This window comes from Paraburkholderia sp. IW21 (assembly GCF_041321145.1).
Lineage (GTDB): Bacteria > Pseudomonadota > Gammaproteobacteria > Burkholderiales > Burkholderiaceae > Paraburkholderia.
In genome coordinates this window covers 61,465-87,558 of record NZ_JBGGWA010000010.1, presented here as the reverse complement: position 1 = coordinate 87,558, position 26,094 = coordinate 61,465, and the positions used below count along the sequence as shown (strand labels likewise).

At 62.1% G+C, this 26,094-nt stretch carries 25 protein-coding genes; 13 read left to right on the top strand and 12 right to left on the bottom strand.

The features are described from left to right. Positions 1-95 precede the first annotated feature (95 nt). Positions 96-632: a class IV adenylate cyclase gene (locus ACAX43_RS22955; RefSeq protein WP_370710705.1), complete on the top strand. Its 537-nt coding sequence runs from the start codon at positions 96-98 to the stop codon at positions 630-632. A 75-nt stretch (positions 633-707) separates the two neighbouring features. Here ACAX43_RS22955 and ACAX43_RS22950 read toward each other — a convergent pair whose 3' ends face one another. Continuing rightward, positions 708-1,199 (bottom strand): Lrp/AsnC family transcriptional regulator, encoded by a 492-nt coding sequence (locus ACAX43_RS22950; protein ID WP_370710704.1) that lies wholly within the window; start codon positions 1,197-1,199, stop codon positions 708-710. Positions 1,200-1,345: 146 nt separating this feature from the next. On the opposite strand from ACAX43_RS22950, the gene phhA reads away from it, so the two are divergent. Together phhA and ACAX43_RS22940 are read left to right on the top strand one after the other, a co-directional pair. Beyond that, entirely contained in the window at positions 1,346-2,236 is an 891-nt protein-coding gene (gene phhA / locus ACAX43_RS22945) for a phenylalanine 4-monooxygenase (RefSeq protein ID WP_370710703.1), read from the top strand. A gap of 49 nt (positions 2,237-2,285) precedes the next feature. Continuing rightward, positions 2,286-2,630 (top strand): 4a-hydroxytetrahydrobiopterin dehydratase, encoded by a 345-nt coding sequence (locus tag ACAX43_RS22940; protein ID WP_370710894.1) that lies wholly within the window; start codon positions 2,286-2,288, stop codon positions 2,628-2,630. Between the two features lie 93 nt (positions 2,631-2,723). Here ACAX43_RS22940 and ACAX43_RS22935 read toward each other — a convergent pair whose 3' ends face one another. After that, positions 2,724-2,948 carry a DUF3717 domain-containing protein gene (locus ACAX43_RS22935; RefSeq protein WP_370710893.1) on the bottom strand — a complete coding sequence of 75 codons (225 nt, stop codon included), beginning with the start codon at positions 2,946-2,948 and terminating at the stop codon, positions 2,724-2,726. A gap of 173 nt (positions 2,949-3,121) precedes the next feature. Between ACAX43_RS22935 and ACAX43_RS22930 the strand changes: the two genes are divergently transcribed. Together ACAX43_RS22930 and ACAX43_RS22925 are read left to right on the top strand one after the other, a co-directional pair. Next, positions 3,122-3,808 carry a response regulator transcription factor gene (locus ACAX43_RS22930; RefSeq protein WP_006050820.1) on the top strand — a complete coding sequence of 229 codons (687 nt, stop codon included), beginning with the start codon at positions 3,122-3,124 and terminating at the stop codon, positions 3,806-3,808. Between the two features lie 133 nt (positions 3,809-3,941). Then, a complete protein-coding gene (locus ACAX43_RS22925; RefSeq protein ID WP_370710702.1) occupies positions 3,942-5,444 on the top strand; it encodes a sensor histidine kinase N-terminal domain-containing protein in 1,503 nt (500 codons plus the stop codon). Between the two features lie 61 nt (positions 5,445-5,505). Here ACAX43_RS22925 and ACAX43_RS22920 read toward each other — a convergent pair whose 3' ends face one another. From ACAX43_RS22920 to mnmC, 7 genes are all read right to left on the bottom strand, one after another. Further along, the gene (locus ACAX43_RS22920; RefSeq protein WP_370710701.1) at positions 5,506-6,039 is read right to left on the bottom strand and encodes an SET domain-containing protein; all 534 of its coding nucleotides are present in this window, start codon (positions 6,037-6,039) and stop codon (positions 5,506-5,508) included. Positions 6,040-6,259: 220 nt separating this feature from the next. Continuing rightward, the gene (locus ACAX43_RS22915) at positions 6,260-7,372 is read right to left on the bottom strand and encodes an NADH:flavin oxidoreductase/NADH oxidase (protein ID WP_370710700.1); all 1,113 of its coding nucleotides are present in this window, start codon (positions 7,370-7,372) and stop codon (positions 6,260-6,262) included. A 73-nt stretch (positions 7,373-7,445) separates the two neighbouring features. Next, positions 7,446-8,159, bottom strand: coding sequence for a glutamine amidotransferase (locus tag ACAX43_RS22910; protein WP_370710699.1), 714 nt, complete (start codon positions 8,157-8,159; stop codon positions 7,446-7,448). 128 nt (positions 8,160-8,287) lie between these two features. Next, positions 8,288-8,926 (bottom strand): MarR family winged helix-turn-helix transcriptional regulator, encoded by a 639-nt coding sequence (locus ACAX43_RS22905; RefSeq protein ID WP_370710698.1) that lies wholly within the window; start codon positions 8,924-8,926, stop codon positions 8,288-8,290. A gap of 536 nt (positions 8,927-9,462) precedes the next feature. Then, on the bottom strand, positions 9,463-10,578 hold the full coding sequence (locus ACAX43_RS22900; RefSeq protein WP_370710697.1) for a YbdK family carboxylate-amine ligase: 1,116 nt from the start codon (positions 10,576-10,578) through the stop codon (positions 9,463-9,465). 105 nt (positions 10,579-10,683) lie between these two features. Continuing rightward, positions 10,684-11,889, bottom strand: a complete 1,206-nt coding sequence (locus ACAX43_RS22895; protein ID WP_370710696.1) for a cation:proton antiporter — start codon at positions 11,887-11,889, stop codon at positions 10,684-10,686. A gap of 841 nt (positions 11,890-12,730) precedes the next feature. Further along, positions 12,731-14,698, bottom strand: a complete 1,968-nt coding sequence (mnmC, locus tag ACAX43_RS22890; RefSeq protein WP_370710695.1) for a bifunctional tRNA (5-methylaminomethyl-2-thiouridine)(34)-methyltransferase MnmD/FAD-dependent 5-carboxymethylaminomethyl-2-thiouridine(34) oxidoreductase MnmC — start codon at positions 14,696-14,698, stop codon at positions 12,731-12,733. Between the two features lie 414 nt (positions 14,699-15,112). Here mnmC and ACAX43_RS22885 point away from each other — a divergent pair, with 414 nt between their 5' ends. Next, entirely contained in the window at positions 15,113-15,391 is a 279-nt protein-coding gene (locus ACAX43_RS22885; RefSeq protein WP_179707629.1) for an HU family DNA-binding protein, read from the top strand. 117 nt (positions 15,392-15,508) lie between these two features. Here ACAX43_RS22885 and ACAX43_RS22880 read toward each other — a convergent pair whose 3' ends face one another. Further along, entirely contained in the window at positions 15,509-16,816 is a 1,308-nt protein-coding gene (locus ACAX43_RS22880) for a GTP-binding protein (protein ID WP_370710694.1), read from the bottom strand. A gap of 229 nt (positions 16,817-17,045) precedes the next feature. Then, on the bottom strand, positions 17,046-17,492 hold the full coding sequence (locus ACAX43_RS22875; RefSeq protein WP_370710693.1) for a lytic transglycosylase domain-containing protein: 447 nt from the start codon (positions 17,490-17,492) through the stop codon (positions 17,046-17,048). 516 nt (positions 17,493-18,008) lie between these two features. Here ACAX43_RS22875 and gspD point away from each other — a divergent pair. Genes gspD through gspF form a run of 3 tightly spaced genes read left to right on the top strand, consistent with a single transcriptional unit; the run spans position 18,009 to position 23,093 of the window. Next, positions 18,009-20,324: a type II secretion system secretin GspD gene (gspD, locus tag ACAX43_RS22870; protein ID WP_370710692.1), complete on the top strand. Its 2,316-nt coding sequence runs from the start codon at positions 18,009-18,011 to the stop codon at positions 20,322-20,324. Then, positions 20,321-21,871, top strand: coding sequence for a type II secretion system ATPase GspE (gene gspE / locus ACAX43_RS22865; protein WP_370710691.1), 1,551 nt, complete (start codon positions 20,321-20,323; stop codon positions 21,869-21,871). The genes gspD and gspE overlap by 4 nt, the downstream gene beginning before the upstream one ends. A 4-nt stretch (positions 21,872-21,875) precedes the next feature. After that, positions 21,876-23,093, top strand: a complete 1,218-nt coding sequence (gene gspF, locus ACAX43_RS22860) for a type II secretion system inner membrane protein GspF (protein WP_370710690.1) — start codon at positions 21,876-21,878, stop codon at positions 23,091-23,093. Positions 23,094-23,184: 91 nt separating this feature from the next. Here the strand turns inward: gspF and ACAX43_RS22855 are convergent, their stop codons facing one another. After that, entirely contained in the window at positions 23,185-23,598 is a 414-nt protein-coding gene (locus tag ACAX43_RS22855) for a type II secretion system protein N (protein WP_370710689.1), read from the bottom strand. A gap of 259 nt (positions 23,599-23,857) precedes the next feature. Between ACAX43_RS22855 and gspG the strand changes: the two genes are divergently transcribed. The 4 genes from gspG (at position 23,858) to ACAX43_RS22835 (ending at position 26,040) form a co-directional block, all read left to right on the top strand. After that, a complete protein-coding gene (gspG, locus tag ACAX43_RS22850) occupies positions 23,858-24,322 on the top strand; it encodes a type II secretion system major pseudopilin GspG (protein WP_370710688.1) in 465 nt (154 codons plus the stop codon). Between the two features lie 168 nt (positions 24,323-24,490). Continuing rightward, a complete protein-coding gene (locus ACAX43_RS22845; protein WP_370710687.1) occupies positions 24,491-24,979 on the top strand; it encodes a GspH/FimT family pseudopilin in 489 nt (162 codons plus the stop codon). Position 24,980: 1 nt separating this feature from the next. Further along, on the top strand, positions 24,981-25,385 hold the full coding sequence (gene gspI, locus ACAX43_RS22840; RefSeq protein WP_370710686.1) for a type II secretion system minor pseudopilin GspI: 405 nt from the start codon (positions 24,981-24,983) through the stop codon (positions 25,383-25,385). After that, complete coding sequence (locus ACAX43_RS22835) at positions 25,363-26,040, top strand: type II secretion system protein J (protein WP_370710685.1); 678 nt, start codon at positions 25,363-25,365, stop codon at positions 26,038-26,040. Before gspI ends, ACAX43_RS22835 begins: the two co-directional genes overlap by 23 nt. Positions 26,041-26,094 lie beyond the last annotated feature (54 nt).

The following is a 26,094-nucleotide window of genomic DNA, read 5'->3' as shown; positions in this document are numbered from 1 at the left end:
CATGTTCTGTTCCGTTTGACTTTGCCCTTCCCGGCAGCTTCGCCCCGGCAACACCGGAAGCCGCCGACCACTCCATCCTTCGACAGGAGCCTGACATGGCACGCAACATTGAAATCAAAGCTCGCGCCCAGCATTTCGAGCAACTGCGCGAACGCGCTGCGCAACTCGCGCCGGACGCGCCGCTGATCTTCCGCCAGCAGGACTTTTTCTACGACGTGCCGCGCGGCCGCCTGAAGCTGCGCCAGTTCGACGACGGCACGCCGGCCGAACTGATCTTCTATCAACGCGACGACCGCGACGGCCCGAAGGCGTCGTATTACACACGCAGCCCGGTGACCAACCCCGAAGCGATGCATGCGCTGCTTGCCACCGCGCTGACCACGCGCGGCATCGTGACGAAGGAACGTCACGTGTACCTGACAGGGCGTACGCGGATCCATCTGGATCGGGTGGACGGACTCGGCGACTTCGTCGAACTCGAAGTCGTGCTGGCTCAGGATGACGACGAAGAAGGCGGCCACGCCGAAGCACACGCGATGTTCCAGTCCCTCGGCGTGCCGGAATCGGATCTGGTCGCGGTGGCCTACGTCGATTTGCTGAGCCCGGACAGCGAACCGAAGCAAGCGGCGTAACACACCAGTACCGCGGGTCGCGAGGACGTCGACGGGGTCGCAACCGACCCTAAAGACTCAAAAGCCGCCGCCGCTTCAAGCGGCGGGGGCGCCCGGCGACAGATGGCCCAGCGGCAACGGACCGTTGCGCTTGAACGTGGTCAACACGATATTCGAGCGCACGCTATCCACGCCCGGCACGCGCATCAACTTCTTCATCACGAACGTCGAAAGATAGTTCAAATCGGGCGCCACGATGCGCAACAGATAGTCGGCGTCGCCGACCACCGCGTGACATTCGAGTACTTCGGGCAGCACCTCGATCTGTTGCTGAAATTGCTCGATGATCGAGTCGCCGTGGTGCTTCAACTTCAAACTTGTGAAGGCCGTCACGCCAAGCCCGAGCTTTTCCGGCCGCAGCACGACGCGATAACCGTCCACCACCCCCACCTGCTCCAGCCGCTGCAAGCGCCGCCCGATCTGCGACGGTGACAGCGGCACCTGCTCAGCCAATTGCTGATGCGTTGCCCGGCCAAAGCGCTGTAGCACGTCCAGCAGCGCGAGATCGAAGTGATCGAGTTCCAGCATGATTGATATCCGCATTAAATCCGTGTTAGATGCACGATTATTGCATATCAACACCTCATGGTGCCGTCATTGCGCCCTTTCCGCATGCTTGCCGCTCTACACTTGCATTACCGTTTCAACCCGCAGTCACCGTCGAGCGCAACCTGATGTCCATCGCCAATACCGCCAAACTCAAAGAGCAATTCGACGCCGGTCTCGAAACCCGCGCCGATTTCACCATCGACCAGCCGACCGAACGATACGGCGCGGTCGACCACGCGGTATGGCAACAGCTTTACGCACGCCAGAGCGCGCTGCTCAAAGGCCGCGTATGCGACGAGTTTCTGGCGGGTGTCGAATGCATCGGCATGCCGGCCGGCCGCGTGCCCTCATTCGACGAAATCAACGCGAAGCTCACGCCTGCAACCGGCTGGCAAATCGTCGCCGTACCCGGACTCGTGCCCGATCAGGTGTTCTTCGAGCACCTGGCGAACCGCCGCTTTCCCGTGACATGGTGGATGCGTCGCCCGGACCAGCTCGATTATCTGCAGGAGCCGGATTGTTTTCACGATCTGTTCGGCCACGTGCCGCTCCTGATCAATCCGGTGTTCGCGGACTACATGCACGCGTACGGCCGCGCCGCGCTCGCCGCCGATAATGTCGGCGCCCTGCCGCTACTCGCGCGGCTCTATTGGTACACCGTCGAGTTCGGCCTGATCCGCGACGCCACGAGCCCCAACGGCGTCAAGATCTACGGCGCGGGCATCGTGTCGAGCAAAGGCGAAACGCTCTACAGCCAGCAAAGCGCGGCGCCGAACCGGCTCGGCTTCGACCTCGAACGCGTGATGCGCACGCGCTACCGCATCGACACGTTCCAGAAAACCTACTTCGTAATCGACGACTTCGCGCAATTGTTCGGCGTCGCGCAAACCGACTTCGCGCCGCTGCTGACAAAGCTGGCCGCCGAGCCGGCGTTCGCGGCAGGCGACGTACTCGAGCGCGATCGGGTCATCACGCGCGGCTCGCGCGAAGGCTGGCACGCCGACGGCGATATCTGACAACATAGCCTGAACAGGCCGACAGCAGGCTTAGGACATCCGTGAAAAAATAGCGGATGCGCACGCCCACCGGCGCGCCTGTTCAGATCAACGAGGTAGCATCATGATTAACAAACTGACTTCCGAAGAACGCGCCACGCAGGTTGCGGAACTGCGCGACTGGCAAGCCGTGGCGGGCCGCGACGCGATCCAGCGCCACTTCAAATTCACCGACTTCAACGAAGCGTTCGGCTTCATGACGCGCGTGGCGATCAAGGCACAGGAGATGGATCACCACCCGGAATGGTTCAACGTGTACAACAAGGTGGAGATCACGCTGTCGACGCACGAAGCAAACGGCTTGACCGAACGCGACATCAAACTGGCTCGATTTATTAATAGTATTACTGCTTAATACAAGCGAGCAGGTGCGTTTGGCCGCCGCTCATCGATAATTCACCGGCAATGAAAGGGCATTGCAGGCAACCCGGCGTTCAAACCTTCAGTTCTACAGGCTATTATTAAGGCGAACGTAAGAATCCCACGCTTGCCGGGCAATCCCGTCTAATCGATCCGGTGCCAGGGTGTGCTGACGCTGTACAATCATCAGCGCATACGGCTTGGAGAGCGCGCTTGCCTCCTTGCACAGAACGAGTTCGTCGCCGCTCGAAGGTGAGCGGGCGCGCCAGAAGTTGATCGCGGCTTCCAGTTCGTGAATCGTTATATCGGACATGACTTCGTGATCGCTCGGTGGCCGCTTTACGGCTACTTCATGGCTGCTCGATGGCTGCTTCGTGACCGCTTCATGCCAGTTCGGCATGGCCACGCCGCACGCTGCCTGTGCAGCAGGCGCCCCGGCGAACCGCTTGCCCAGACGCCTAAACCCATTGTACTTGAGCGAAATCCATGCGACTCCTTCTGATCGAAGATGACCGCCCCATCGCACGCGGCATCCAAAGCAGTCTCGAACAAGCCGGCTTCACCGTCGACATGGTCCACGACGGCATTTTCGCCGAACAGGCCCTCACCCAAAACCGCCATGAACTGGTGATCCTCGATCTGGGGCTGCCCGGCATCGACGGCATGACGCTCCTTGCGCGCTTCCGTCAGAGCAATCGTCACACGCCGGTGATCATCCTCACCGCGCGCGACGAGTTGAACGACCGCGTGCAAGGCCTGAATTCCGGCGCGGACGACTACATGCTGAAGCCGTTCGAACCCACCGAACTCGAAGCGCGCATCCGCGCTGTGATGCGCCGCAGCGGCCCCCACGGCGATATGCCGCGTCCGGAAGTGTCGCTGGGCGGTGTGCGCCTGTCGGGCGTCGATCGCCGCATTTTCAACGACGACAAGCCGCTCGAACTGTCGCCGCGTGAATTCGCAGTGCTCGAAATGCTGCTGCTGCGCCATGGCCGGGTGGTCAGCAAGGCCCAGCTGCAAGACCATCTGACGCATTTCGGCGGCGATCTCGGCGACACCGCGATCGAAGTCTACGTGCACCGGGTGCGCAAAAAGCTCGAAAGCTGCCGCGTCGAAATCGTCACGGTGCGTGGCTTCGGTTACCTGTTGCAGGAAATCCGCCAGGCCGCATAATCGTCGTGAAGGCCGCAATCCGTATTGCGGCCTGACGGCGCCGGGCCGGCGCCGCGCACTCGGTGCGCAGTTCGCCGGCATCCGGCGAATTTTCGGCGCTTTTAGCCGTTGCCTCTTTCCCGCGCGTTCGATCATGCCCCAGCCGGCCGCCAATAGTCTGCGCCGCACGCTGCTGCGGCGCCTCGCTGCTCCCCTTTCGCTGCTCGCACTGATGAGCGGCCTGATCGCTTACTGGCTGGCGTGGGAGTACACGCAGCATGTGGTCGACCGCTCGCTCGCCGACCTCGCCACCGCGATCTCCAAACAGATCCAGATTGCCGGCCCGGATGCGCGCGTCACGGTGCCCCCGCTCGCGCAGGCCATGTTCTCGGATCCGGTGGAACAACTCGTCTATCGGATCAGCAACGGCGAAACCGAAATCGCCGGCGACCACAATCTGCCGCTGCAGGGCACCAGCGTGCGGCGTATGCATTATGCGTACGTATTCGAAACGCAACACGAAGGGGTGACGGTGCGCGTGGCGCAGGTGCGCGTCGATCAGCCGAGCGGCAATCCGATCGTCGTCGAAGTGGGTCAGCCGGTGCATCACCGTTTCCGCATCGCCGCCGAGTTTCTGGTCGCGATCATGATGCCGCTGCTGTTGCTCCTATTGGCCGGCTGGGTGATCGTATGGCGCGTCGTCAATCAACAACTCAATCCGCTGACCGATCTCGCGGACTCGCTGAACCGGCAGACCCACACGTCGCTCGAGCCTGTGGATGAAACCTATGTGCCGGTTGAAATCCGGCCGCTCACCGGCGCGTTGAACGCGCTGCTCGATCGCCTGAAAACCGCGCTCGACGGCCAGCGCAAATTTATCGCGGACGCCGCCCACCAGCTGCGCACGCCGCTCACCGCCGTCAAGCTGCATGCGGAACAGGCAGCCGTTGCGCGCGATCCGCAGAAAACGCTTGCCGCGGTCCGTGAACTGCGCGCCGCGGCCGATCGCGCCGTGCGGCTGTCGAATCAGTTGCTTTCGCTTGCGCGCGCCGAGCCGGGCGAACAGGCCGCACGCTTCGTCAGTGTCGATATGGCCGCACTCGCTTTCGATACGGGCGCGGAATGGGTACCCCGGGCTTTGACGTTCCACGTCGACCTCGGCTTCCAGCGCCTCGATGATCCAGCCAACGATCACCCGCTGATGGCGCGCGGCAATCCGGTGCTACTGCACGAAGTGATCGCCAATCTGCTGGATAACGCGCTCAAGTACGTGCCGCCCTCGCGCTTCGACGGGGGCCGCATCACGGTGACGGTTTCGCAGACGGTGATCGGCGACCTGCGGATGGCCGAGATCGTGGTCGAAGACAACGGGCCGGGCGTGCCGTTCACACAGCAAGCCGACCTCTTCAAACGATTCTTTCGCGGCGATGGTCAGAGCGACGCCGGCGTGGATAGCGGTGCCGGGCTCGGTCTCGCGATCGTTCACGACATCATGGTGCTGCATCACGGCAGCGTGCATTACGAAGACGCGCCGGAAGGCGGAGCGCGCTTTATCGTGCGCATTCCGCTTGTGCCGGCCAGTGTTCTGCACGACATCGATCCCGAAACACGGCGCCCGGCAAAAAAATCGGCGCACTCGGCGCCGATCGATATGTGACGATATTGATGATCAACGGGCTGCCTTGCGTTCGCTTACGTGCAACTCAGGCAGCCCGCATTCATTTCTTCTTCTCTTTTTTCGCCGACGTCTTCGCCTTCTTCACCGCCTTGGCCGACTTCTCGGACTTGGCCGCGCCTTTCTCTTTCTCCGGGGGCGCCAGCATCGTGCCGCGGCACTTGCGCGCGCCGCAACGGCATTCGTATTCCTTCTTGAGCTTCTTGGTCTGGCGCGCGTCGATGACGAGGCCGTAGTCGTAAAAGACCTCCTCGCCCTCGGCAATGTCGCGCAGCGCGTGCACGTAGACGTGACCGTCGATCTCCTCGGCTTCACAGTTCGGCGCGCATGAATGGTTGATCCAGCGCGCACTGTTGCCGTCCACTTTGCCGTCGATCACCTTGCCGCTGTCGAGCGCGAAATAGAACGTGTGATTCGGCTCGTCTGGATTATGCGGATGACGGCGCAGCGCTTCTTTCCAGGAGATCCGCTCACCCTTGTATTCGATCAGCCGCTCGCCGGCCGCGATCGGCTCGATGGCAAACACGCCTTTGCCGTGCACACCCGAACGGCGCACGGCGATCCTGCGTGAACTCATTGAATGAATCCTTGTGAAGAACTGGGGGTGAAGTTCCGGCAGCCGTCAGAAATGCCCGCGTCTAACGCGCTACTTTTTCTGACGCGGATAGCAAACGCGGCGCCTTGCGAGCGCCGCGTCGACCTGCGACGCTCGTGCGCCACAACCGGCATCCTACACGCTCAAGACGGCTTCCTTCAACCGTCAAAAAGACGTGCGCGCGCACGGCGCACTGGCGGGTTCAACGTTGTCCGAACGAAATATCGCCGAACAGCGCTTTTTGCTCGCGTGGTTGCGAACGCCAGTACTGCGGCGGCGCTTCGACCGTTGCGCCCAGTTGCGCCGCGGCGTGCCACGGCCAACGCGGGTTATAGAGCAACGCACGGGCCAGCGCGATCAGATCGGCGTCCCCTGCTTCGATGAGTTGCTCGGCGTGCAACGGATCGGTAATCAGCCCCACGCCAATGGTGACGAGGCCCGTTGCGTGTTTCACCGCCTTGGCGAACGGAATCTGATAGCCGGGTTCAAGCGGAATCTTCTGCAACGGCGAGACACCGCCGGATGACACGTCGATCCAGTCGCAGCCGCGCTTTTTCAACTCCTGCGCGAACGCGATCGTGTCTTCCAGCATCCAGCCGCCTTCGACCCAGTCGGTCGCCGAGACACGCACGCCAACCGGTTTGTCGGCGGGAAACGCAGCGCGCACGATGTCGAAGATTTCGAGCGGGAAGCGCATGCGGTTTTCGAGCGAACCGCCGTAATCGTCGCTGCGTTGATTGGCGATCGGCGACAGGAACTGATGCAGCAGGTAGCCGTGCGCCGCGTGCACTTCGAGTGCGTCGATGCCGAGGCGTGCGGCACGGCGCGCGGAGGCCGCGAAGGCTTCGCGAATCCGGTTCAGTGCCGGCGTATCGAGCGCCAAAGGCGGCTCTTCGCCCGCTTTGTGCGGCAACGCCGAAGGCGCATGCGGCAGCCAGCCGCCTTGCGACACCGGAATCAGCTGGCCGCCCTCCCAAGGCGCGTGGCTCGACGCCTTGCGTCCGGCGTGCGCCAACTGCATCGCGACACGAATGTGAGAATGCTTGCGAATTGCAGCCAGCACCGGCTCCAGTGCGGCTTCAGTGGCGTCGTCCCACAGTCCGAGATCGCCCGGTGTGATACGGCCATCCGGTTCGACGGAAGTCGCCTCGATGCACAACATGCCGGCGCCGGATAATGCGAGACTGCCGAGATGGATCATGTGCCACGGCGTAGCCTCGCCACGTTCGGCGGAATACTGGCACATCGGGGATACAACGATACGATTGGGAAGCGTCACGCTACGCAGCGTGAGCGGAGAAAAAAGCGCGCTCATGGATTACGCCCAGTAGAAACCCGAGAGCGGTCGAGCATAGCACCGCGGGTGATTTACTGCAGGCGCGGGCGGCTCAGGGCTTCGGCTCGAATTGATCAAGCCACTCGTTGAACATGCGGCGTGCTGCGGTTTCCATCGCCGGACCGAACTGCGCGGTCTCGGCCCGCAACCGGCGTGCATCGATGCCGTGGCCGGCAAGCTCACCGGCATTGCCGATCAGCCAGGGTTCGAAACGGTCGGCGCGAATCTCCGGGTGGCATTGCAGGCCCAACACGTGACCGCCCCAGGCGAACGCCTGGTTTTCGCAGGCGGGTGTCGAGGCGAGACGGGTGGCGCTATCGGGCAGGTCGAAGGTGTCGCCGTGCCAATGCAGCATGGAGGTGTGCGCACCATCCAGATGACGCACCGGCGAAGCACGGCCGGCGTCGGTAAGCGTGAGGGGTGTCCAGCCGAGCTCAGTATGGCCCGCGGGATAGACGCGCGCACCGAGCGCACGCGCGATCAGCTGAGCGCCGAGGCAGATGCCGAGCGTCGGCAAACCGGCTGCAATGCGCTTTTCGATCATGGACAGCAACGGCACGAGCGTCGGGTAAAGCGCGTCGTCGGTTGCGCTGATCGGGCCGCCAAGCACGACCATCAGCGATGCGGCAACCGGGTCCGGCGCCTCGATACGGGCGAAGCCGACATCGAGATAGCGCACCGGGCGACCACGCTCGCCAAGCACCCGTTCAAGACTGCCCAGATCCTCGAAGTGCACGTGGCGAATGGCCAGAACTTCGCGATTCATCAGCCTGTTCCACCTTCAGGTTGACTAAAGACTTGCCGCTACGCGGCGCGAACCGTCCGGAAGGCGGCAACGGCCGCCTTCCGGAAAACAGCTTGGCAGTGTAGCGGATTGTCCGGGGAGACGCCGCCTTACTGGGCGAAGATCTTCCAGGTCTTCTTTTGGGTGGAGACGTCCGCCGTCTCATGCACCGAGCAATCGAGACGCAGATCCGTGTCCGACATATTCATATCGAGCAGCGCGCAGTGATGCGGCGTCTTCTTCGGATTCTTGCTTGGCTCGAAGTGCGTGCAACTGAGGCACATGCGGTGCGGCGGAATGGTGCCTTGCGCTTCCAGCTGATGGATGGTCTTGAGCAGCGTGCGATAGAACAGCGCCTGCTCTTCTTCACGCAGCGTCCCGACCGCTTTACCCAGGAAGTCCGGCCATTGCGCAGCGCGCTTGGCGGCGGTGCGGCCACGTGCCGTCAGACGGACGGCAAGCGCGCGACCGTCGTCGAGGGCGCGGCGCTTTTCGACCAGGCCTTTGGTTTCGAGCGTGCTCACGGCATCGCTGGTGGTCGCGGCGGTCAGAGCCGTTTCGCGGGCAATTTCGCCAAGACGCATCGGGCCTTTGCGCTGCATCAACAAGACGAGAATTTCGCCCTGAGTCGGCGTGAGACCCGCTCCCTCCGCCCACTCCCAAGCCTGGCTTCGCATCGCCGTGCTCAATCGCAATAGGCTGTGGGTCACTCGCCCGGTCGCCTTTTCTCCGTATACGCCTTCGCTCATAATCTTCGATTGGTTTATTTACAGCCTGCGTGCGATGCCGGCGAACCGCTTGCCGACCAAGCCCGTAGCCTGTGTGGGGTAGCCTCGTCCAAAGTAGACGAGACGGAAACTACTATCTCAAAAATTTACCGCCCTGCAAGCCAAAGCGGCGAAACCGACATTCTATGCGAGAGCGGCGAATCGTACAGCTAAGTTATTCAACACGATCTGTGGATAACCATGGGAAAACACAGGGGATGGCGTGTGCGTGGATTCTTGATAAGCCCGTTGCCGCCTCGCCCCTACCGAAGTTGTCCTCGTTTACCGGCGCCGATACACCTCCGATCAGCCCAGTTATAGTTTACGTAGCGCTTTGACTTTGCAGGGAATTATTCAGTTGTCCACAGCCAGATGCAATGCTTGTTAACTACTACTACGTTTGTATACGTCAACTTTAGAAAAACCTAAAGCTCCCCGAGCTGGAAATTAAATTACGAAAAAAAACCCGCACGAGGCGGGTTTCCCTTACGGATTGACGTAAGCAATCCTGTGTCTGGCTAGGCTCGCCACTGCAAACACTGCTGCCTGACGGCTTCGTGCAAGGATTTTTCCTGTTCGAAGACGCTGCGCAACCAGGTCGCATCATTGACCTGACCGCGCGCGATCGCGCCGATTTCGGCGAGCGCGTTGCCCGAACCCAATGCTTCCGCGTGCGGCGCGATCAGGTCGAGCGTTTCGAGGATGTCTTCGGAAATCGTCTTGCGTTCGCTCGTTTGCGGATTGATGCAGTTGCCGGCCAGACCGAAGCGGCATGCTTCAAAACGGTTGAAGGTGTAGACGAGGTAATCGTCTTCCTTCGGCGTGATCGGTTTGTCGAGCAGCAGATGCCGCGCAAGCGTCTGGATGTAGCAGGCAATCGCCGCCGCGCGATCCACCGACAGGGGTGTATCCATCACGCGTACTTCGATCGTGCCGAAACCCGGCTTCGGGCGGATGTCCCAGTAAAAATCCTTCATGCTGTTGACCACGCCGGTGTGCACCATCTTCGAGAAATATTCCTCGAAGCTGTCCCACGTCAGCACGAACGGGGCGCGGCCCGAAAGCGGGAACGCGAACACGGAATTCAGGCGTGCCGAATGAAAACCCGTGTCAACGCCCTGCACGAACGGCGACGAAGCGGACAACGCGATGAAATGCGGAATGAAGCGCGACATCGAATGCAGCAGATACAGCGCGCTGTTCGGATCCGGACAGCCGATGTGTACGTGCTGGCCGAACACCGTGAATTGCTTGGCAAGGTAGCCGTACAACTCTGAAAGATACTGAAAGCGCGGCGTATCGACAATTTGCCGTTCGCTCCATTGCTGGAACGCGTGCGTGCCACCGCCGCACAAGCCGACGTTCAGGTGGTCGGCGGCGGAAACCAGCGTGTCCCGAATCTTGCGCAAATCGGCGAGAGCCTGTTCGTGCGTCGTGCAGATGCCAGTCGACAACTCGATCATGCTTTCGGTGATTTCCGGCGTGATGTTGCCGGGGATTTTTTCGTCCTTGATGAGGCGCAGCAGATCCGAGCCGGCTTTGGTCAGATCATAGTCGTGCGTATTGACGATTTGCATCTCGAGTTCGACACCGAAAGTAAACGGTTTCGAATCGATGAAGGGTTCGAGTGACATGGCGTCCCCTGAGTCAGGTCGGCCGGGGACTTGTCACATGCCCGGCCGTTTTTTGAAGCGAATAAATTGGATAAAGCACATACAGCGTCGGGAAGCGGCGTGCGCTTATTCTTCGCGCCGCTCACCCACTAGCGCCAGGCTGCGATACACGAGCCACGGTCCGAGAATCTGCAGCACGAAAATCGAGCACATCACGATGGCCCGCAGTTGCGGGTCGAAATTCGGATAGAGGTTGTACGTGTCGTCGACAAGCAGGTAAGCCAGCGCCGACATGGGCGATAACGACAAGCCGAGCGCGATCCCCTGCTTCCAGTTCAAGCCGCTCGGTTTGGCGAACGCCATGACGCCCACCAGCTTTGCGACGAGGCGCGCGGCAATCAGGCCCAGCGCCGCCACACCACCGAGTGCGATGTCTTTCCATTCGAACGAAGTCAGCGTCAGCACGAACAGAATCACGGTCAACAACCAGCCGGCCGTGCCGAAATGCTGTGGCCACAACTGCGGACGCGCTTCATGATTCTTCACGATGATGCCGGCGGCCAGCAGCGCGAGGATCGTCGACAGCTTGAACAGATGCGCCACCGCAATCGCCAGCAGCACGAGACCGAACAGCGCGACGAAAGAATGCTCGTCCTGCATGTTCAGACGCCGATAAAAAAACGTGCAGGTGCGCGCCAGCAGATACGCGAGTACGAGCGAGCCGACCAGCAGATAAAGCGGCTGCAGAATGGTCGCAAAGACGTTGCCGTAGACCTCCTGATGCAACCAGCTCGACACGAGCTTTTCGATCACGACCGCATACATGCTGTTCAGCGCGGTCAAGGTCAACAGCCGTTGCGTCACCTGCCCTTCCGCGCGCAGTTCCGTTTTGAGCTGAATCACCATGGCCGGCGAAGTGGCCATGGCAATCGCGGCGAGCACCGTCGCCACCATCAGTGGCACGTTCAGGAACAGCAGAATCGGCAAAACCAGCGCGAAAGTCAGCGTGGCCTCGGCGACGCTCGACAGAATCAGCCAGGGATTGCGGCGAATCCAGCGCAGATCGAGCCGGCTGCCAAGTTCGAATAACAACAAACCGAGCGCGACATCGAGCAGCGGCCGCGCGGCGCTCGCTGAAGCCGCGTCGATCACGCCGAAGCCGGCCGCACCGGCTACCAGGCCAATGACCGCATACCCGGAAATACGCGGCAGACGCCACGCGCGATAGCAAAGCTCGCCGCACAGACCTGCGGTGAGCAATGCAAGACCAGCCCAAAAAATGGCGTCGGGTGCGAGTGGCCAGGCTGGAAAAAATGAAAACGCCGAATTCATCGTGAGGGGTTCTCCTTTGCAGCAACGGCAGACGACACGAAGCGGCGCAAACACCGGCGAATGGGTGAGCGCTCAAGGCGCTCACTGTCGCTATCGCTTCGCGTGACCGGCGTTGCGAGTTTTCAATGATCGGATGATCTGAACGCGCCGCAGCCGCAGGGAGCGCGGCGCATTCCAAGGTGCGGCCATAGCAACCGCCCGGTACGGTGAAAGAACGCCGTCGACTTTGAATCAGATTCTGATTGAACGGCACCGTTCCGTTGCAGCGGATGCCGCGAGAGGCGAGGCACGACGCGGAAAAGAACGGCGATTGTGCCATAGCTTTTTCGGCCTTGACCGAAAAGAGACGAACATGCAGGCAAAACGGTAAAACCGTACGTTATCTTCGCAAGATGAGGAAAAAGCGACCGTTTTACGATCTGCTCCGGCTCTCAGAGGATACAGATTGGACGTTGCAGATGTGTTGGTCGGGACACATGGGCAGGCGTTTTCCAGAGATTTTTGCCGGCTTCGAATTTTCGATCGCCTTCGATCTGGGGATGGCCTTTCTGTTTACACGTTTACTGTATGTATACGTAGTAACAGTTAACAAGGCGCCCCGATTTCTGTGGATAACCTTGGTTTACCTAATTCAATCAATGAGTTGCCACTCGCATAACAGGATGCACAGCGTGTGCGGCAGCAGCGGGTATACAAGGGTAACTTTTCGCGATTTTCGACGGCGGCAAAGTTACCCCGTTTACGTCCACAACGGTTCCACATGAGTTGCGCCGGTAAACCGCGCGGTTATCCACACGCATCAGTGGATAACTTGCTCGTCACAGATGTTCAGCGCGTAGGGCTAGCTCGCCGTGCCTTGCCGCAAAGTGCGTAAGAGGAAGCGAGCAGGATCGATGTCTTCAGCCAGATCCCGTTCGAGCGGCCAAGGCTCTCCTTCGATCTGTGAGGCGATCAACTCCGCACCGAGCGCCGCCCACACCAGTCCGCGGGAGCCGTAAGCGAACGCGCCGTACAAGCCGTCGAGGCGCGGCAAATCGAGCGGCCATGCACCACGCAGACGTTGAGCGTCGCGCGTCGCCGTGGCTTCGTCGGCGAGGTTGCCGATCATCGGCATCCGGTCGCTCGTGACGCAGCGAAACGCGACGCGTCCGGCGAGCGCCGCCGCTTGTGCCGGATCGACGGCGCCGTCAAACGCCGGCAGCATCTGCGCGACGCGCTCGAGGTTTTCCAGATGGCCGTCCGGCCGCAGTGACGTATCGGGGTCGTCGAGTTCGTAGGTGGCGCCCGTCAGCGTGGCGCCGTCGGCCAGTGAGACCGCATACCCTTCGCCGATCACCGGCATCTTGAGCGGCGGCACGGTGCCTGGCGGCAGCAAGGTGAGCTGGCCACGGATGCTGCGGGTCGGCGCGTGCTGTAAGCCGGCAATGCGTGCGGCATCGTGTGCACTTGCGACGATCACCACCGGCGCCCGCGCGATGGCCTGCCCTGCTGCATCGAACACGGTCCATTGTTTGTCAGACCGCTCGATGCGCGCCGCTTCCATACCGAAGCGGCGTTCGAGCAAGTCGCCCGCCGCTGCGCACTGCGCTGCGCAAAGCGACGCCGGATCGATCCAGCCACCCTGTGGAAAGAGCCAACCGCTTTGTGCGAGCGGCATGCCGGCAAGCCTTTGCGCTTCGCTCAACGACACCGGGCTCACGTATTCGGACGGATAGCCGAACGCCGCAATCGCTTCGCTCATCGAGCGTGCTTCTTCTTCGTTTGCGGCGATCTGTAATAGGCCCGGGCCACCGCGCAACGGCCGGTGCCCGAGGCGTTCGAGCTCGGCCCAACGTCTTAGCGTGTAGAGAAAGCCCGCACGCGTCACGCGCGAAGCGACGCTGTCGTCGCGCGAGATCATCGGATGGAACACGCCCGCCGGATTGCCCGACGCGTCCTGAGCCACAGACGCATGCCGCTCCAGCGACGTGATGCGCCAGCCCCGAGCGGCTAGCCGCTCGATCACCGCACAACCGGCAAGACCCGCTCCGATCACGATGGCATGCTGTTCGTCGACCGCGAGTGGCGCCGGCGGTTCATAGCGGCGCACGCGCCAGCGCGGCGCGAAGTGGCCGACCAGCATCGCCCGTTTCCAACCGAAGCCGTCGACCTTGCGATACTCGAAGCCCGATTGAGTCAAAGCGCGTTTGATGTCGCCGGCGCTGCTGTATGTCGAGAATGTGGCGCCCTCGCCCGCCGTCCGCGCGAGCGCCTTGAAGATCGCCGGGGTCCAGATCGCGGGGTTTTTGGCCGGCGCGAAACCGTCCAGATAGAACGCATCGGCGCGCAACCTCAAGTTCGGCAAGGTTTCCGCCGCGTCGCCGAACACCAGCGTCAGGACGATCCGTCCATCGTCGAACTCCAGCCGATGTGTGCCGGGTACGAGCATCGGCCATGCGTTGGCCAGCGTTTGGGCAAGCGCGGCAATCGTCGGATCGGTAATCGTCGCGGCATAGGCGCTTTGCAAATCGACTTGAGTAAAAGGATGTTTCTCGGTCGAGACGAAGTGCAGCCGCTCGCAGCGCGCCGGATCGGCACGCCAGGCGGCCCAGGTCATCAGGAAGTTGATGCCCATGCCGAAGCCGGTTTCGAGCACGGTGAACATGCGACGGCCCTGCCAGCGGTCCGGCAGCCCATTGCCGCGCAGGAAGACGTATTGAGCTTGCTCGAGACTGCCGACGGCGCTGTGATAGATGTCGTCGTAGAGCGGGGAAAAAGGCGTGCCGTTGTCGCGAAACGCGAGGACGGCAGGGATCAGCGGATCGGTCATGCGCGGCGGAAAATGACGCTCGAAAGAGCGGGTCAGACGTTACCGCCAGCGCGCGCAACTCGCCGGGCGGCGAAAAGACGCGCCGAACGTTGGCAAAAACCAACGCTAAGCCCCGTCCATGCTAGGTTTCAGCCCTTGGTTGAGGTCCGCGAAGCCAAAAAAGAAGGGTTTCCCCTCTGTATCGACCCCGGAACCGCTTAATTCTTCGAAACCCTTATCCTGATTGGGTTTGCGCTGCGCTATCATAGCAAGCGCCGCGAAGGGAGCGGCAGCACGGCCGACGGGCAGTCAACTGTCCGGCGCTATTTGTCCGGAGGGGATCCGGAGCCGCCGCTGCTCGACGGCGCGGCCCGCGCACGTATAATCGGCGCGTTCGCGCTGTTCGTGTCAACCTAAACTCAGAAAGGAACCTTAATGAACAAACAGGAACTGATCGACGCCGTCGCAGGACAGACGGGCGCCAGCAAGGCTCAAACCGGTGAGACGCTGGACACGTTGCTTGAAGTGATCAAGAAGTCTGTGTCGAAGGGTGACGCGGTCCAGTTGATCGGCTTCGGCAGCTTTGGTTCGGGCAAGCGCGCAGCACGTACGGGTCGTAACCCCAAGACCGGCGAATCTATCAAGATCCCGGCTGCCAAGACTGTCAAGTTCACGGCTGGTAAGGCGTTCAAAGACGCAGTCAACAAGCGCTAAGCAGATTACTGCCCGGCAGTTGATACCCGCCAACGGCGGGTTTTTTTTCGTCTGCGATTTTTGTCTAGCCGCGACGGCGGGGGAACGCGGCTAAACCTTCCGGCTGACAGAAACCGCTCAGTCGTGACGATGCACGATTTCGCCGTGGCCCTGGCCGTCGTGATCGTGGCCATGGTCGTCTTCGTCGAAGTCCCACGCCGGGAATGGATCGGTGAATTGTTGCCACGCCTGCGGCCCTGCCGCGTATTCTTTTTCGGTCAGCAGGCACGCGTCAAACTTCGCCTGCCAGATCGCCGGGTCGATGCCGACGCCGATCATCACCAGTTCCTGGCGACGGTCGCCGATGCTCAGATCCTCCGGATCGCCGTGCCAGTCGGCGGCAATCTCGGCGGCCAGCTCGTCGTCGCCGTCCGGCCATTCGCTGCGGTCCTGCGCGGCCCACCACATTCCCGCCGGGCCATGCCGGCAAGCGCCACCCGCCTGCGACAGCGAACCGGCAATGTCGTTACGGGTTGCGAGCCAGAAGAAGCCCTTGCTGCGCAAAACGCCCTTCCACTCCTGATGCAGCAGCGCCCACAGACGCTCCGGGTGAAATGGCCGGCGTGCGCGGTAAATGAAATTGCCGATGCCGAATTCGTCCGCTTCGCCGTGATGGGCATGGCCGTGCTCATGTTCGTGCTCATCTTCGTGATTCAGCGACGCCAGCCAGCCAGGCGCGCTCGACGCCTCGTCGAAATCGAAGCGCTTGGTATTCAGCACTTCGTCAAGCGGCACCTCGCCGAAACGGCTCACCACCTGCACGGCGCGCGGATTGATGCGGGCGAGGATGCGCTGCAAGCGTGTGAGTTCATCGGCGCTCACCAGATCGGCCTTGTTCACCACCAGCACATCGCAGAATTCGATTTGCTCGATCAGCAATTCGACCAGTGTGCGATCGTCCTCGGCGGTTGCGGCGATACCCCGCTCGGCGAGCGCGTCGGCCGAACCATAGTCGCGCAGGAAGTTGAACGCATCGACGACCGTCACCATCGTATCGAGCTGTGCGACATCGGACAGCGACGCGCCGTCATCGTCGACGAAGGTGAAGGTTTCGGCAATCGGCATTGGCTCGGCCACGCCGGTCGACTCAATCAGGATCGCGTCGAAGCGCTTTTCGTCGGCAAGGCGCCGGATCTCGACCAGCAAATCATCGCGCAACGTGCAGCAAATGCAGCCGTTGGACAGTTCGACGAGTTGTTCTTCGACATGCGACAGCGCGGCGGCATCGCGCACGAGCGTTGCATCGATATTGACGGCGGCCAGATCGTTGACGATCACGGCCACGCGCAAACCCGCGCGATTCGCGAGGATGTGGTTCAGGAGCGTGGTCTTGCCGGCGCCCAGAAAACCGGAGAGCACGGTGACGGGCAATAGCGGCTGGTTCATCGCAGTACGGAAAAGCTAGAGGATTGGAAGGCGTGCCGGGCTTGGGGTCGCATGACTCCGGGGCCGGAAGATGGCCGAACGCCGACGGCAGCACGAAGCCGCATTGTGCATCAAACGGGGAGTGGCCGCGCGAGGGGCCCGATCAGACAGCGTATGAAGCCATGCTCACAAACGCCAGCGGGCCGTCCGCGCCGGCAGAAGTGAGCACTTGTCCCCGCCGGCGTACCGGTCAGTGCGTAGCCGGCATCAGATTCCATTTGCGCAGGATCGCGGCAATCTGCTGCGCATACTTGTCGCGCAGCGCCGGTGTCTCGGAGTGGTATGCGCCGATCGCCTGCCAGGTATTGCCGTACTTGTTCATCTGGCGGCGCAGATGCCACGCCGCTATATAGACGTTCTTGCAAGGCTCCATGAGCGTGCCTTGCGAGATCCCGTACTGGGCGAGCGTGGGCAGATGGATCGAATTGATCTGCATCACGCCGTAGTCGGTCGAACCGTTGGTGTTTTTATGCAGCGCGTCGGGCCGATTGTGTGACTCCTGCCATGCAATTGCACGCAGAATCAAAGGGTTGACCTTCTGATACCCCGCCGCCGCGTCAAAGCAATCGGCGCGCGCGGACCCTGCTGCGATTAGCACGGCAAATCCTGCGGCGACAGTGACGAAGGCTCGTTTCATCGGTCAAGACGACTAAACAAATCGCAAGGGTAAGGGTTCGTAAGGAGACGCATCCGCCATACTCCAGCCGCTGGAAGCCGGAGAGGCACACTGGACGGGCTTTTGCCGGTCATGGGGGAAAACCCGCGTCGGCAAGTCGCAACCAGTAGCGCGAACGGCTCGTATCATACCGGCAGGCAAACACGCGTCAAGTTGGCTAAACGCCATAGTCAGGTGGAAAACGAAGCGCGTCTGCGGTGCGGCGCACAGAAGCCTGTTTGCTTTCAATCGCTTGACAGTTTGAGGCGATCTCTAGAGTAATCGCACGGGGGCGGTTGTTTTGTGACAAATCCGACATGAAAAACTGTTACTGTTCATTTTTTTCGGACATTGGATGTCCGGCACCCGGGGCGCCGATCGCCCGTGACGCCGGCTGGCAGACCGACAGGGCGGCGGCCTGCTCAAATGTTTGCACTGCATGACCGTCGGCGGCTGCGGCTGTCGGCATCGATACCACATTCCATGAGAAGAAATCGTATGGCATTGCGTCGCGTCGCAACGGCGCTGCTGGTGGCTGGATTGATCACCGCGCAGACAGCACACGCCCAGGTGACACTCAACTTCGTGAACGCCGATATCGACCAGGTCGCCAAGGCGATCGGTGCGGCAACGGGCAAAACGATCATCGTCGACCCGCGCGTGAAGGGTCAGCTGAACCTCGTGTCGGAGAATGCGGTGCCTGAAGAGCAGGCGCTGAAGACCTTGCAGTCCGCGTTGCGGATGCAGGGTTTCGCACTCGTGCAGGATCACGGCGTACTGAAGGTCGTGCCCGAAGCCGACGCCAAGCTACAAGGCGTGCCGACCTACGTCGGCAATACGCCCGTTGCACGCGGCGATCAGGTGGTCACGCAGGTGTTCGTGCTGAAGAACGAATCGGCCAATAACCTGTTGCCGGTGTTGCGTCCGCTGATCTCGCCGAACAATACCGTGGCGGCCTACCCGGCCAACAACACGATTGTCGTGACCGATTACGCCGACAACGTGCGACGTATCGCGCAGATCATCGCGGGTGTCGATACGGCGGCGGGCCAGTCGGTATCGGTCGTGCAGCTAAAGAACGCGAACGCAATCGATATCGCCACGCAACTGACCAAGATGCTCGACCCCGGCGCGATCGGCAGCACTGACGCGACGCTGAAAGTGTCGATCACGGCGGACCCGCGCACCAACTCGCTCCTGATCCGTGCATCGAACGGCGGCCGGCTCGCGGCAGCGAAGCAACTGGCGAAGGAACTCGATTCACCCACCACCATGCCGGGCAACATGCACGTCGTGGCGCTGCGCAACGCGGACGCGACGAAGCTCGCGAAGACCTTGCGCGGGATGCTCGGCAAAGCTGGCGACACCGGCTCGTCGGGCGGCTCGAACGAAGCGAATTCGTTCAACCAGAATGGCGGCGGCTCGTCGGGCGGTTCGACAGGCGCGTCGGGCACGCCGCCGCTGCCGTCTGGCGGATTCGGAAGCAGTTCGACGGCCTCGCCGATGGGCGGCAGCAGCGGGGGAAGATACGGCTCGAACAGCGGTTCCGAGTCTTCCGGCCAGCTCGGCGGCGAAAAGGACAAGGGCGAGGACAACCAGCCGGGCGGCATGATCCAGGCGGACGCTGCGACCAACTCGCTGATCATCACGGCGGCCGAGCCGGTGTACCGCAACCTGCGGGCAGTGATCGACCAGCTCGACGCCCGGCGCGCGCAGGTGTATATCGAGGCGCTGATCGTCGAGCTGAATTCGAACACGAACGCCAATCTCGGCATTCAGTGGCAGGTCGCGAACAATTCGCTCTTTGCCGGCACCAACGTAGCGACCGGCTCGGGCAACAGCATCATCAATCTGACGGCCGGGGCCGCTGCGGCCGGAGCGGTTGGGGCCACCGGCGGTCTCGCCGGGGCGCTCGCAACCCAGAATCTCCAGCAGGGCCTCAACATCGGCTGGATTCACAACATTTTCGGCGTCCAGGGACTCGGTGCGCTGCTGCAGGCGCTGTCGCAGACCGCCGACGCGAACGTGCTGTCAACGCCTAATCTCATCACACTCGACAACGAGGAAGCCAAGATCATCGTCGGCACGAACGTGCCGATCCAGACGGGTTCGTATTCAAACCTCACGAGCGGCACCACAGGCAACGCGTTCAACACGTTCGACCGCGTCGATGTCGGTCTGACGCTCCACATCAAGCCGCAGATCACCGATGGCGGCATCCTGAAGCTGCAGCTTTACACGGAAGACTCGGCGATCGTGAACGGTACGACCAACGCGGCGACCAATCCGGCCGGCCCGCAGTTCACCAAGCGCTCGATCCAGTCCACCGTGCTCGCCGATAACGGCGAGATCATCGTGCTGGGCGGCCTGATGCAGGACAACTACCAGGTCAGCAACAGCAAGGTGCCGCTGCTGGGCGATATCCCGTGGATCGGCCAGTTGTTCCGCTCGGAACAGAAGACCCGCCAGAAGACCAACCTGATGGTGTTCCTGCGCCCGGTGATCATCAACGATCGCTCTACCGCGCAGGCCGTGACGTCGAACCGCTACGACTACATTCAGGGCGTGCAGGGCGCGTACAAGTCGGATAACAACCTGATCAAGGACAACGACGATCCGGTGGTTCCGCCGATGCCCATCGGCCCCAGCCAGGGCGGGGCGCCCGCGATGAACCTGTTCGATCTCGACAATATGCGTCGTCAGCAGATGGCGCCGCCGCGGCCTGTTCCGGCCCCGGCGATGAACAACGGCGCCGTCCAGGCCAACCCGGTGCCCATGGCGCCTTCAACCGTGTCGCCTGGAGCGCGGCCGTGAGCACGCCGTCCACGCCGCCTTCAGTTTCGGCATCGTCGGCAGCGGCACAAGCCTCGGCGATTCCGCCTGCGGTCGTGGCGGAGCATGCCGAACGTATCGCGCCGTCGGCGGTCGCAGCGCGCCTCGTGCCCTACGGCTTTGCCCGCAGCGGCCAGATCCTGGTCGCGCATCAGCACGCCGACAGCCTCGAAGTCTGGATCAGCGAACGCACGAGCGATGCGGCGCTCGCCGAAGTTGCACGCAATTTCGGCGCGTTGTCGGTCGTGCGTGTGGCGGCCGACGAACTCGCTCAGGCGATCAACCAGGCCTACGCGCGCCAGGACGGCAGCGCCGCGCAAGTGGTCGGCGAAGTGGAAGGCGAAGTCGATCTGTCGCGCCTGATGCAGGACATTCCCGAGGTCGAGGATCTGCTCGAGTCGGAAGACGATGCGCCGATCATCCGCATGATCAACGCATTGCTCACGCAAGCCGCGCGCGAACAGGCTTCGGATATTCATATCGAGCCGTTCGAAACCTCGTCGGTGGTGCGCTTCCGGGTCGACGGCACGCTGCGCGACGTGGTGCGTCCCAAGAAAGCGTTGCACGGTGCACTGATCTCGCGGATCAAGATCATGGCGCAGCTCGATATCGCCGAAAAGCGTTTGCCGCAAGACGGCCGTATCACGCTGCGTGTCGGCGGACGCCCAGTCGACGTGCGCGTCTCCACGCTGCCAACTGGCCACGGCGAACGCGCGGTGCTGCGTCTCCTCGAAAAAGACGCGTCGCGCCTGAACCTCGAAGCCTTGGGCATGGCGCCGGATACGCTCGTCAAGTTCGACAAGCTGATCGGCAAGCCGCACGGCATCGTGCTGGTGACCGGTCCGACCGGCTCGGGCAAGACGACCACGCTTTATGCGTCGATGTCGCGCCTCGAAACCGCGACCACCAACATCATGACGGTCGAAGACCCGATCGAATACGACCTGTCCGGCATCGGCCAGACGCAGGTCAACGAGCGGATCGGCATGACTTTCGCGCGGGCGCTGCGCTCGATCCTGCGGCAGGATCCGGACATCATCATGATCGGTGAAATTCGCGATCTGGAAACCGCGCAGATCGCGGTGCAGGCGTCGCTGACGGGCCACCTGGTTCTGGCGACGCTGCACACGAACGACGCCGCGTCCGCGGTGACGCGTTTGACCGACATGGGCGTGGAGCCGTATCTGCTGGCTTCGTCGCTGCTTGGCGTGCTCGCGCAGCGGCTGGTGCGGCGCCTGTGCCCGGTGTGCCGTGAAGAACGCGTTGAAGAAGACGGCAGCGTGCGTTGGCATCCGGTGGGTTGCGACAAGTGCGGCCAATCCGGTTACGCAGGACGGCGCGGCGTGTACGAACTGCTGCTTATCGACGACGAAATCCGCACGCTGGTTCACCGTAACGCAGCGGATGCGGAGATCCACATCGCCGGCCGCGCGCAAGGTATGCGCACGCTGCGCGAGGACTCGGACCGCTGGCTTGCCTCCGGGCTGACGTCGCTTGAAGAAGTGATCCGCGTGACGGGCGGAGCATAAGCGCATGCCGGCATTTCGTTTCGAAGCGATCGACGCAGCGGGCAAGGCGCAAAAAGGCGTGCTCGACGCGGACAGCGCGCGCGGCGCGCGAACCAACCTGCGGTCGCAGGGGCTGACGCCGCTCGTCGTCGAACCGGCCGCGACGCGCACGCGTGGCGAGCGCAATCAACGCTTGTCGCTGGGGCGGCGTTTGTCGCAGCGCGAACAGGCGATTCTCACGCGTCAACTGGCCAGCCTGCTGATCGCCGGGCTGCCGCTCGACGAAGCGCTCGCGGTGCTGACCGAGCAATCGGAGCGCGACTACATCCGCGAGCTGATGGCGTCGATTCGCGCCGAAGTGCTCGGCGGCCATTCGCTCGCGAATGCGTTGACGCAGCATCCGCGCGACTTCCCCGAGATCTATCGCGCGCTGGTGGCCGCCGGTGAACATACCGGCAAGCTCGGCCTCGTCCTGTCGCGTCTTGCCGACTACATCGAGCAACGCAACGCGCTGAAGCAGAAGATCGTGCTCGCGTTCACGTACCCCGCGATCGTGACCCTGATCGCCTTCGGCATCGTCACGTTTCTGTTGAGCTACGTGGTGCCGCAAGTGGTGAACGTGTTCGCCAGCACCAAACAGCAACTGCCGATTCTCACCATCACCATGATGGCGCTGTCCGGCTTCGTGCGGCACTGGTGGTGGGCCATGCTGATCGGCGTGGTCGTGCTGGTGTATCTGGTGCGCTCGATCCTGAGGCAACCCGGTCCCCGCCTCGCCTTCGACCGGTGGCTGTTGACCGCCCCGCTGCTCGGCAAACTCGTGCGCGGCTACAACACGGTGCGCTTTGCCAGCACGCTCGGCATTCTGACTGCGGCGGGCGTGCCGATTCTGCGCGCGCTGCAAGCCGCCGCTGAAACGCTCAGCAACAACGCGATGCGTGAGAACATCGACGATGCGATCGTGCGCGTACGCGAAGGCACGTCCTTGTCGCGCGCGCTCGGCAATACGAAGACGTTTCCGCCGGTCCTGGTTCACCTGATTCGCTCGGGCGAAGCAACCGGCGACGTGACGACCATGCTCGACCGCGCGGCCGATGGCGAAGCGCGCGAGTTGGAGCGTCGCACGATGTTCCTGACGAGCCTGCTCGAACCGTTGCTGATTCTGGCGATGGGGGGTGTGGTGCTGGTGATCGTGCTGGCGGTGATGCTGCCTATCATCGAGTTGAACAACCTGGTGCAGTAAAGCGGAGCGGCTTTTCGATTGCACGGCGACTGCGTCTACCGCAGTAAAGCGACCGCCGCGCAATCAGCTGAAACCAGGCAGTACGCCCGGGTCAGCGGACGTAGATCGTAGGACCTGCCGGATTAGCCGGCAGGAACACTTCGGAATGCGCGCCATTGCGGTCGATGATGATCGAGCGGGCGCGGACTTCGGAGAGTTTGGCGCCTTGCATGAGCGCGCTGCCGAGCGACACCGCACGCGGCGGTTCGCCGCCGACGCTGACGATGGCCGCGGCGCCTTCACGCAAAGCGAGGATGCCGAACAGATGCACGTCCTGGTTGGCGCCGCGGGTGAGCTGGCCGCCGAACAGCGTAGCGGCCTGGTCGGTCGAGACCTGCGCATGCGCGGCGGCAGCGGGCAACGGCGCGCCCGACAGCGTGGAGAGCGTGATGACCCAGTAGGTCAGCGTCGCGCAGAACACGGCAAACAGCGCGAGCGACAGAAGGCGGATTTGGATGGCGTTCATGCGCATATTGTACGGACTATTGTGAAAATTGCGTGGGGGGAAAGTGCCCTAACCGACGCTTCGCGCCAGGCCCCCGAGGGGAGGCGATCTCTCAGGAGACGTCCTGCGGAGCGGAAACTTGGGGCGGCCTGGCGTTTTCTCGCAACCCTTCAACTGCATGACATTAAAATGACCGGCTGGGCGTGTTCAATGGCACTCCGATTGTTGATACATGCATCCCGCCCGATCGAAAATTTCACCTGAAAAGAGGTAGCAAGCTATGCAACTGTCGACCATTCGCCGTACTGAAATCGCGGGTCCGCGCAGCCGTCGTCAACGCGGCTTCACGCTGATTGAAATCATGGTCGTGATCGCGATTCTGGGCATTCTGGCCGCATTGATCGTGCCGAAAATCATGAGTCGTCCAGACGAAGCACGGCGCGTGGCCGCCAAGCAGGACATCGGCACGATGATGCAGGCGCTGAAACTCTACCGCCTCGACAACGGCCGTTACCCGACTCAGGAACAAGGCCTGCGCGCGCTGATCGAAAAGCCGAGTACGGATCCGGTGCCGAACAACTGGAAGGATGGCGGCTATCTCGAGCGTCTGCCGAACGACCCCTGGGGCAATGGCTATAAGTATCTGAACCCGGGCGTGCATGGCGAAGTGGACGTGTTCAGCTATGGCGCTGATGGCAAAACCGGTGGCGAAGGCAATGACGCCGACATAGGTTCGTGGCAGTAATTTCCTGATTTTCAAACGTGCCGGATCGCCCCCCTTCTGTAGCGATCCGCCGCGCGTCTTAATGACTCACTGTTGGTGGCCGGCACTATGCGTATGTCCGCTTGCAAGTCCCGTGTGGACACGCCGAGTATGGTCCTGATGCCGCACTCGGCGTGTGCCGGCGCGCGCATGCACGATGTGCATGGCATGCGCAGAGGCGGACCGAAGCGTGCGGCTGGCTTCACGCTGCTGGAAATGATGGTGGTGCTGGTGATCGCGGGCATTCTGGTATCGCTGACAGCGCTCACGATGACCCGCAACCCACGCACCGATCTGAACGAAGAAGCACAGCGTCTCGCGTTGCTGTTCGAATCGGCCGGCGACGAAGCTCAGGTGCGCGCGCGGCCGATTGCGTGGCAACCGCTTGACGGCGGCTATCGTTTCGATCTGCGTACCGAAGACGGCTGGCGCCCCCTGCATGACGATCTGCTCGGCCCGCGCCGTTGGGAAGGCGGTGTGACCGGGGTGACGATCAATTACCCCGGGTCGGATTCGCACCCGAGCCGTATCGTGTTCGGCACCGAAGCGATCGACGTGCCGGTACAGATCACGCTGTATTCGGGGGCGGGGCGCGCGACGATTGTCGGCACCGGCAATGGCCGCTATGAGGTGCACTGAGATGCGTCGTTGCAGGGACATGGGAGCGTACGCGCCGCAGCGCGGTTTTACGATGATCGAAGTGCTGGTGGCGCTCGCGATCATCGCAATCGCGTTGGCGGCGTCGTTGCGCGCGGTGGGGAGTCTCGCGAGCGGCGAAGCCGATTTGCATCGGCGCTTGCTGGCCGGTTGGAGCGCGGACAACGCGCTGGCGCAATTGCATCTGACACATGGCTGGCCGAACGTCGGCTCGACGAGCTTTGACTGCTCACAGGGCAATTTGCAGTTGATGTGTACCGAGCATGTGACGGCGACGCCGAATCCGGTGTTTCGTCGAGTGGAAGTGATGGTGACGATGCCCGGGCATTCCGGCAATCTTGCTCAGATGGTCACGGTGGTCGCGAATGAAAACAACCGTTCGCTCTAAGCGCCGCCGCCGGTCGGGCGCGCGTGGTTTCACGCTGATCGAGTTGCTGGTTGCGATTGCGATCATGGCGGTGATTGCCGTGTTGTCGTGGCGCGGGCTCGACCAGATCATTCGTGGCCGGCAGACGATTACGAACGCGATGGAAGACGAGCGCGTGTTTGCGCAGTTGTTCGATCAGATGCGGATCGATGCGCGGCAGGCCGTGTCGGATGATGAAGCGGGACAGGCGGCTGTGTCGGTGAGCGGCAGCGTGTTGCAGATCGTGCGGCAGATAGTGTTGCCAGGGACGGCGCCGCGTTTGCAGGTGGTGAGGTATCGGGTGTCCGAGGGGCGTGTGGTGCGGTATGCGTCGCTGCCGCTGGGAAATGTTGGGGATTTGCGGCGCGCGCTGCGCGGTGGTGAGGGGGATGGATGGACGGCGGTGCCTTTGATGGGCGGGGTTGGGGCTATCAATGCTCGTCTTTATGTGCCTAAGGTCGGCTGGACCACGCAGATGAAAGATGTGCAGGGGGCTATTACGGAGGCTGATAATAATTTGAAAGTGCCCCAGTTGGGGAATGCTCCGCTGCCGCGGTCTGTGACTGGGCTGGAAGTGAGTGTTGGGGCTAAGGTGTTGGCGCGGCCCATTACGCGGGTTTTTCTCGTCGGGGAATGAAATGAAGGTTTTTCTTTTGTTTCCGCGGGGGGGTTTGGCTTTTGTTTGCCTGGG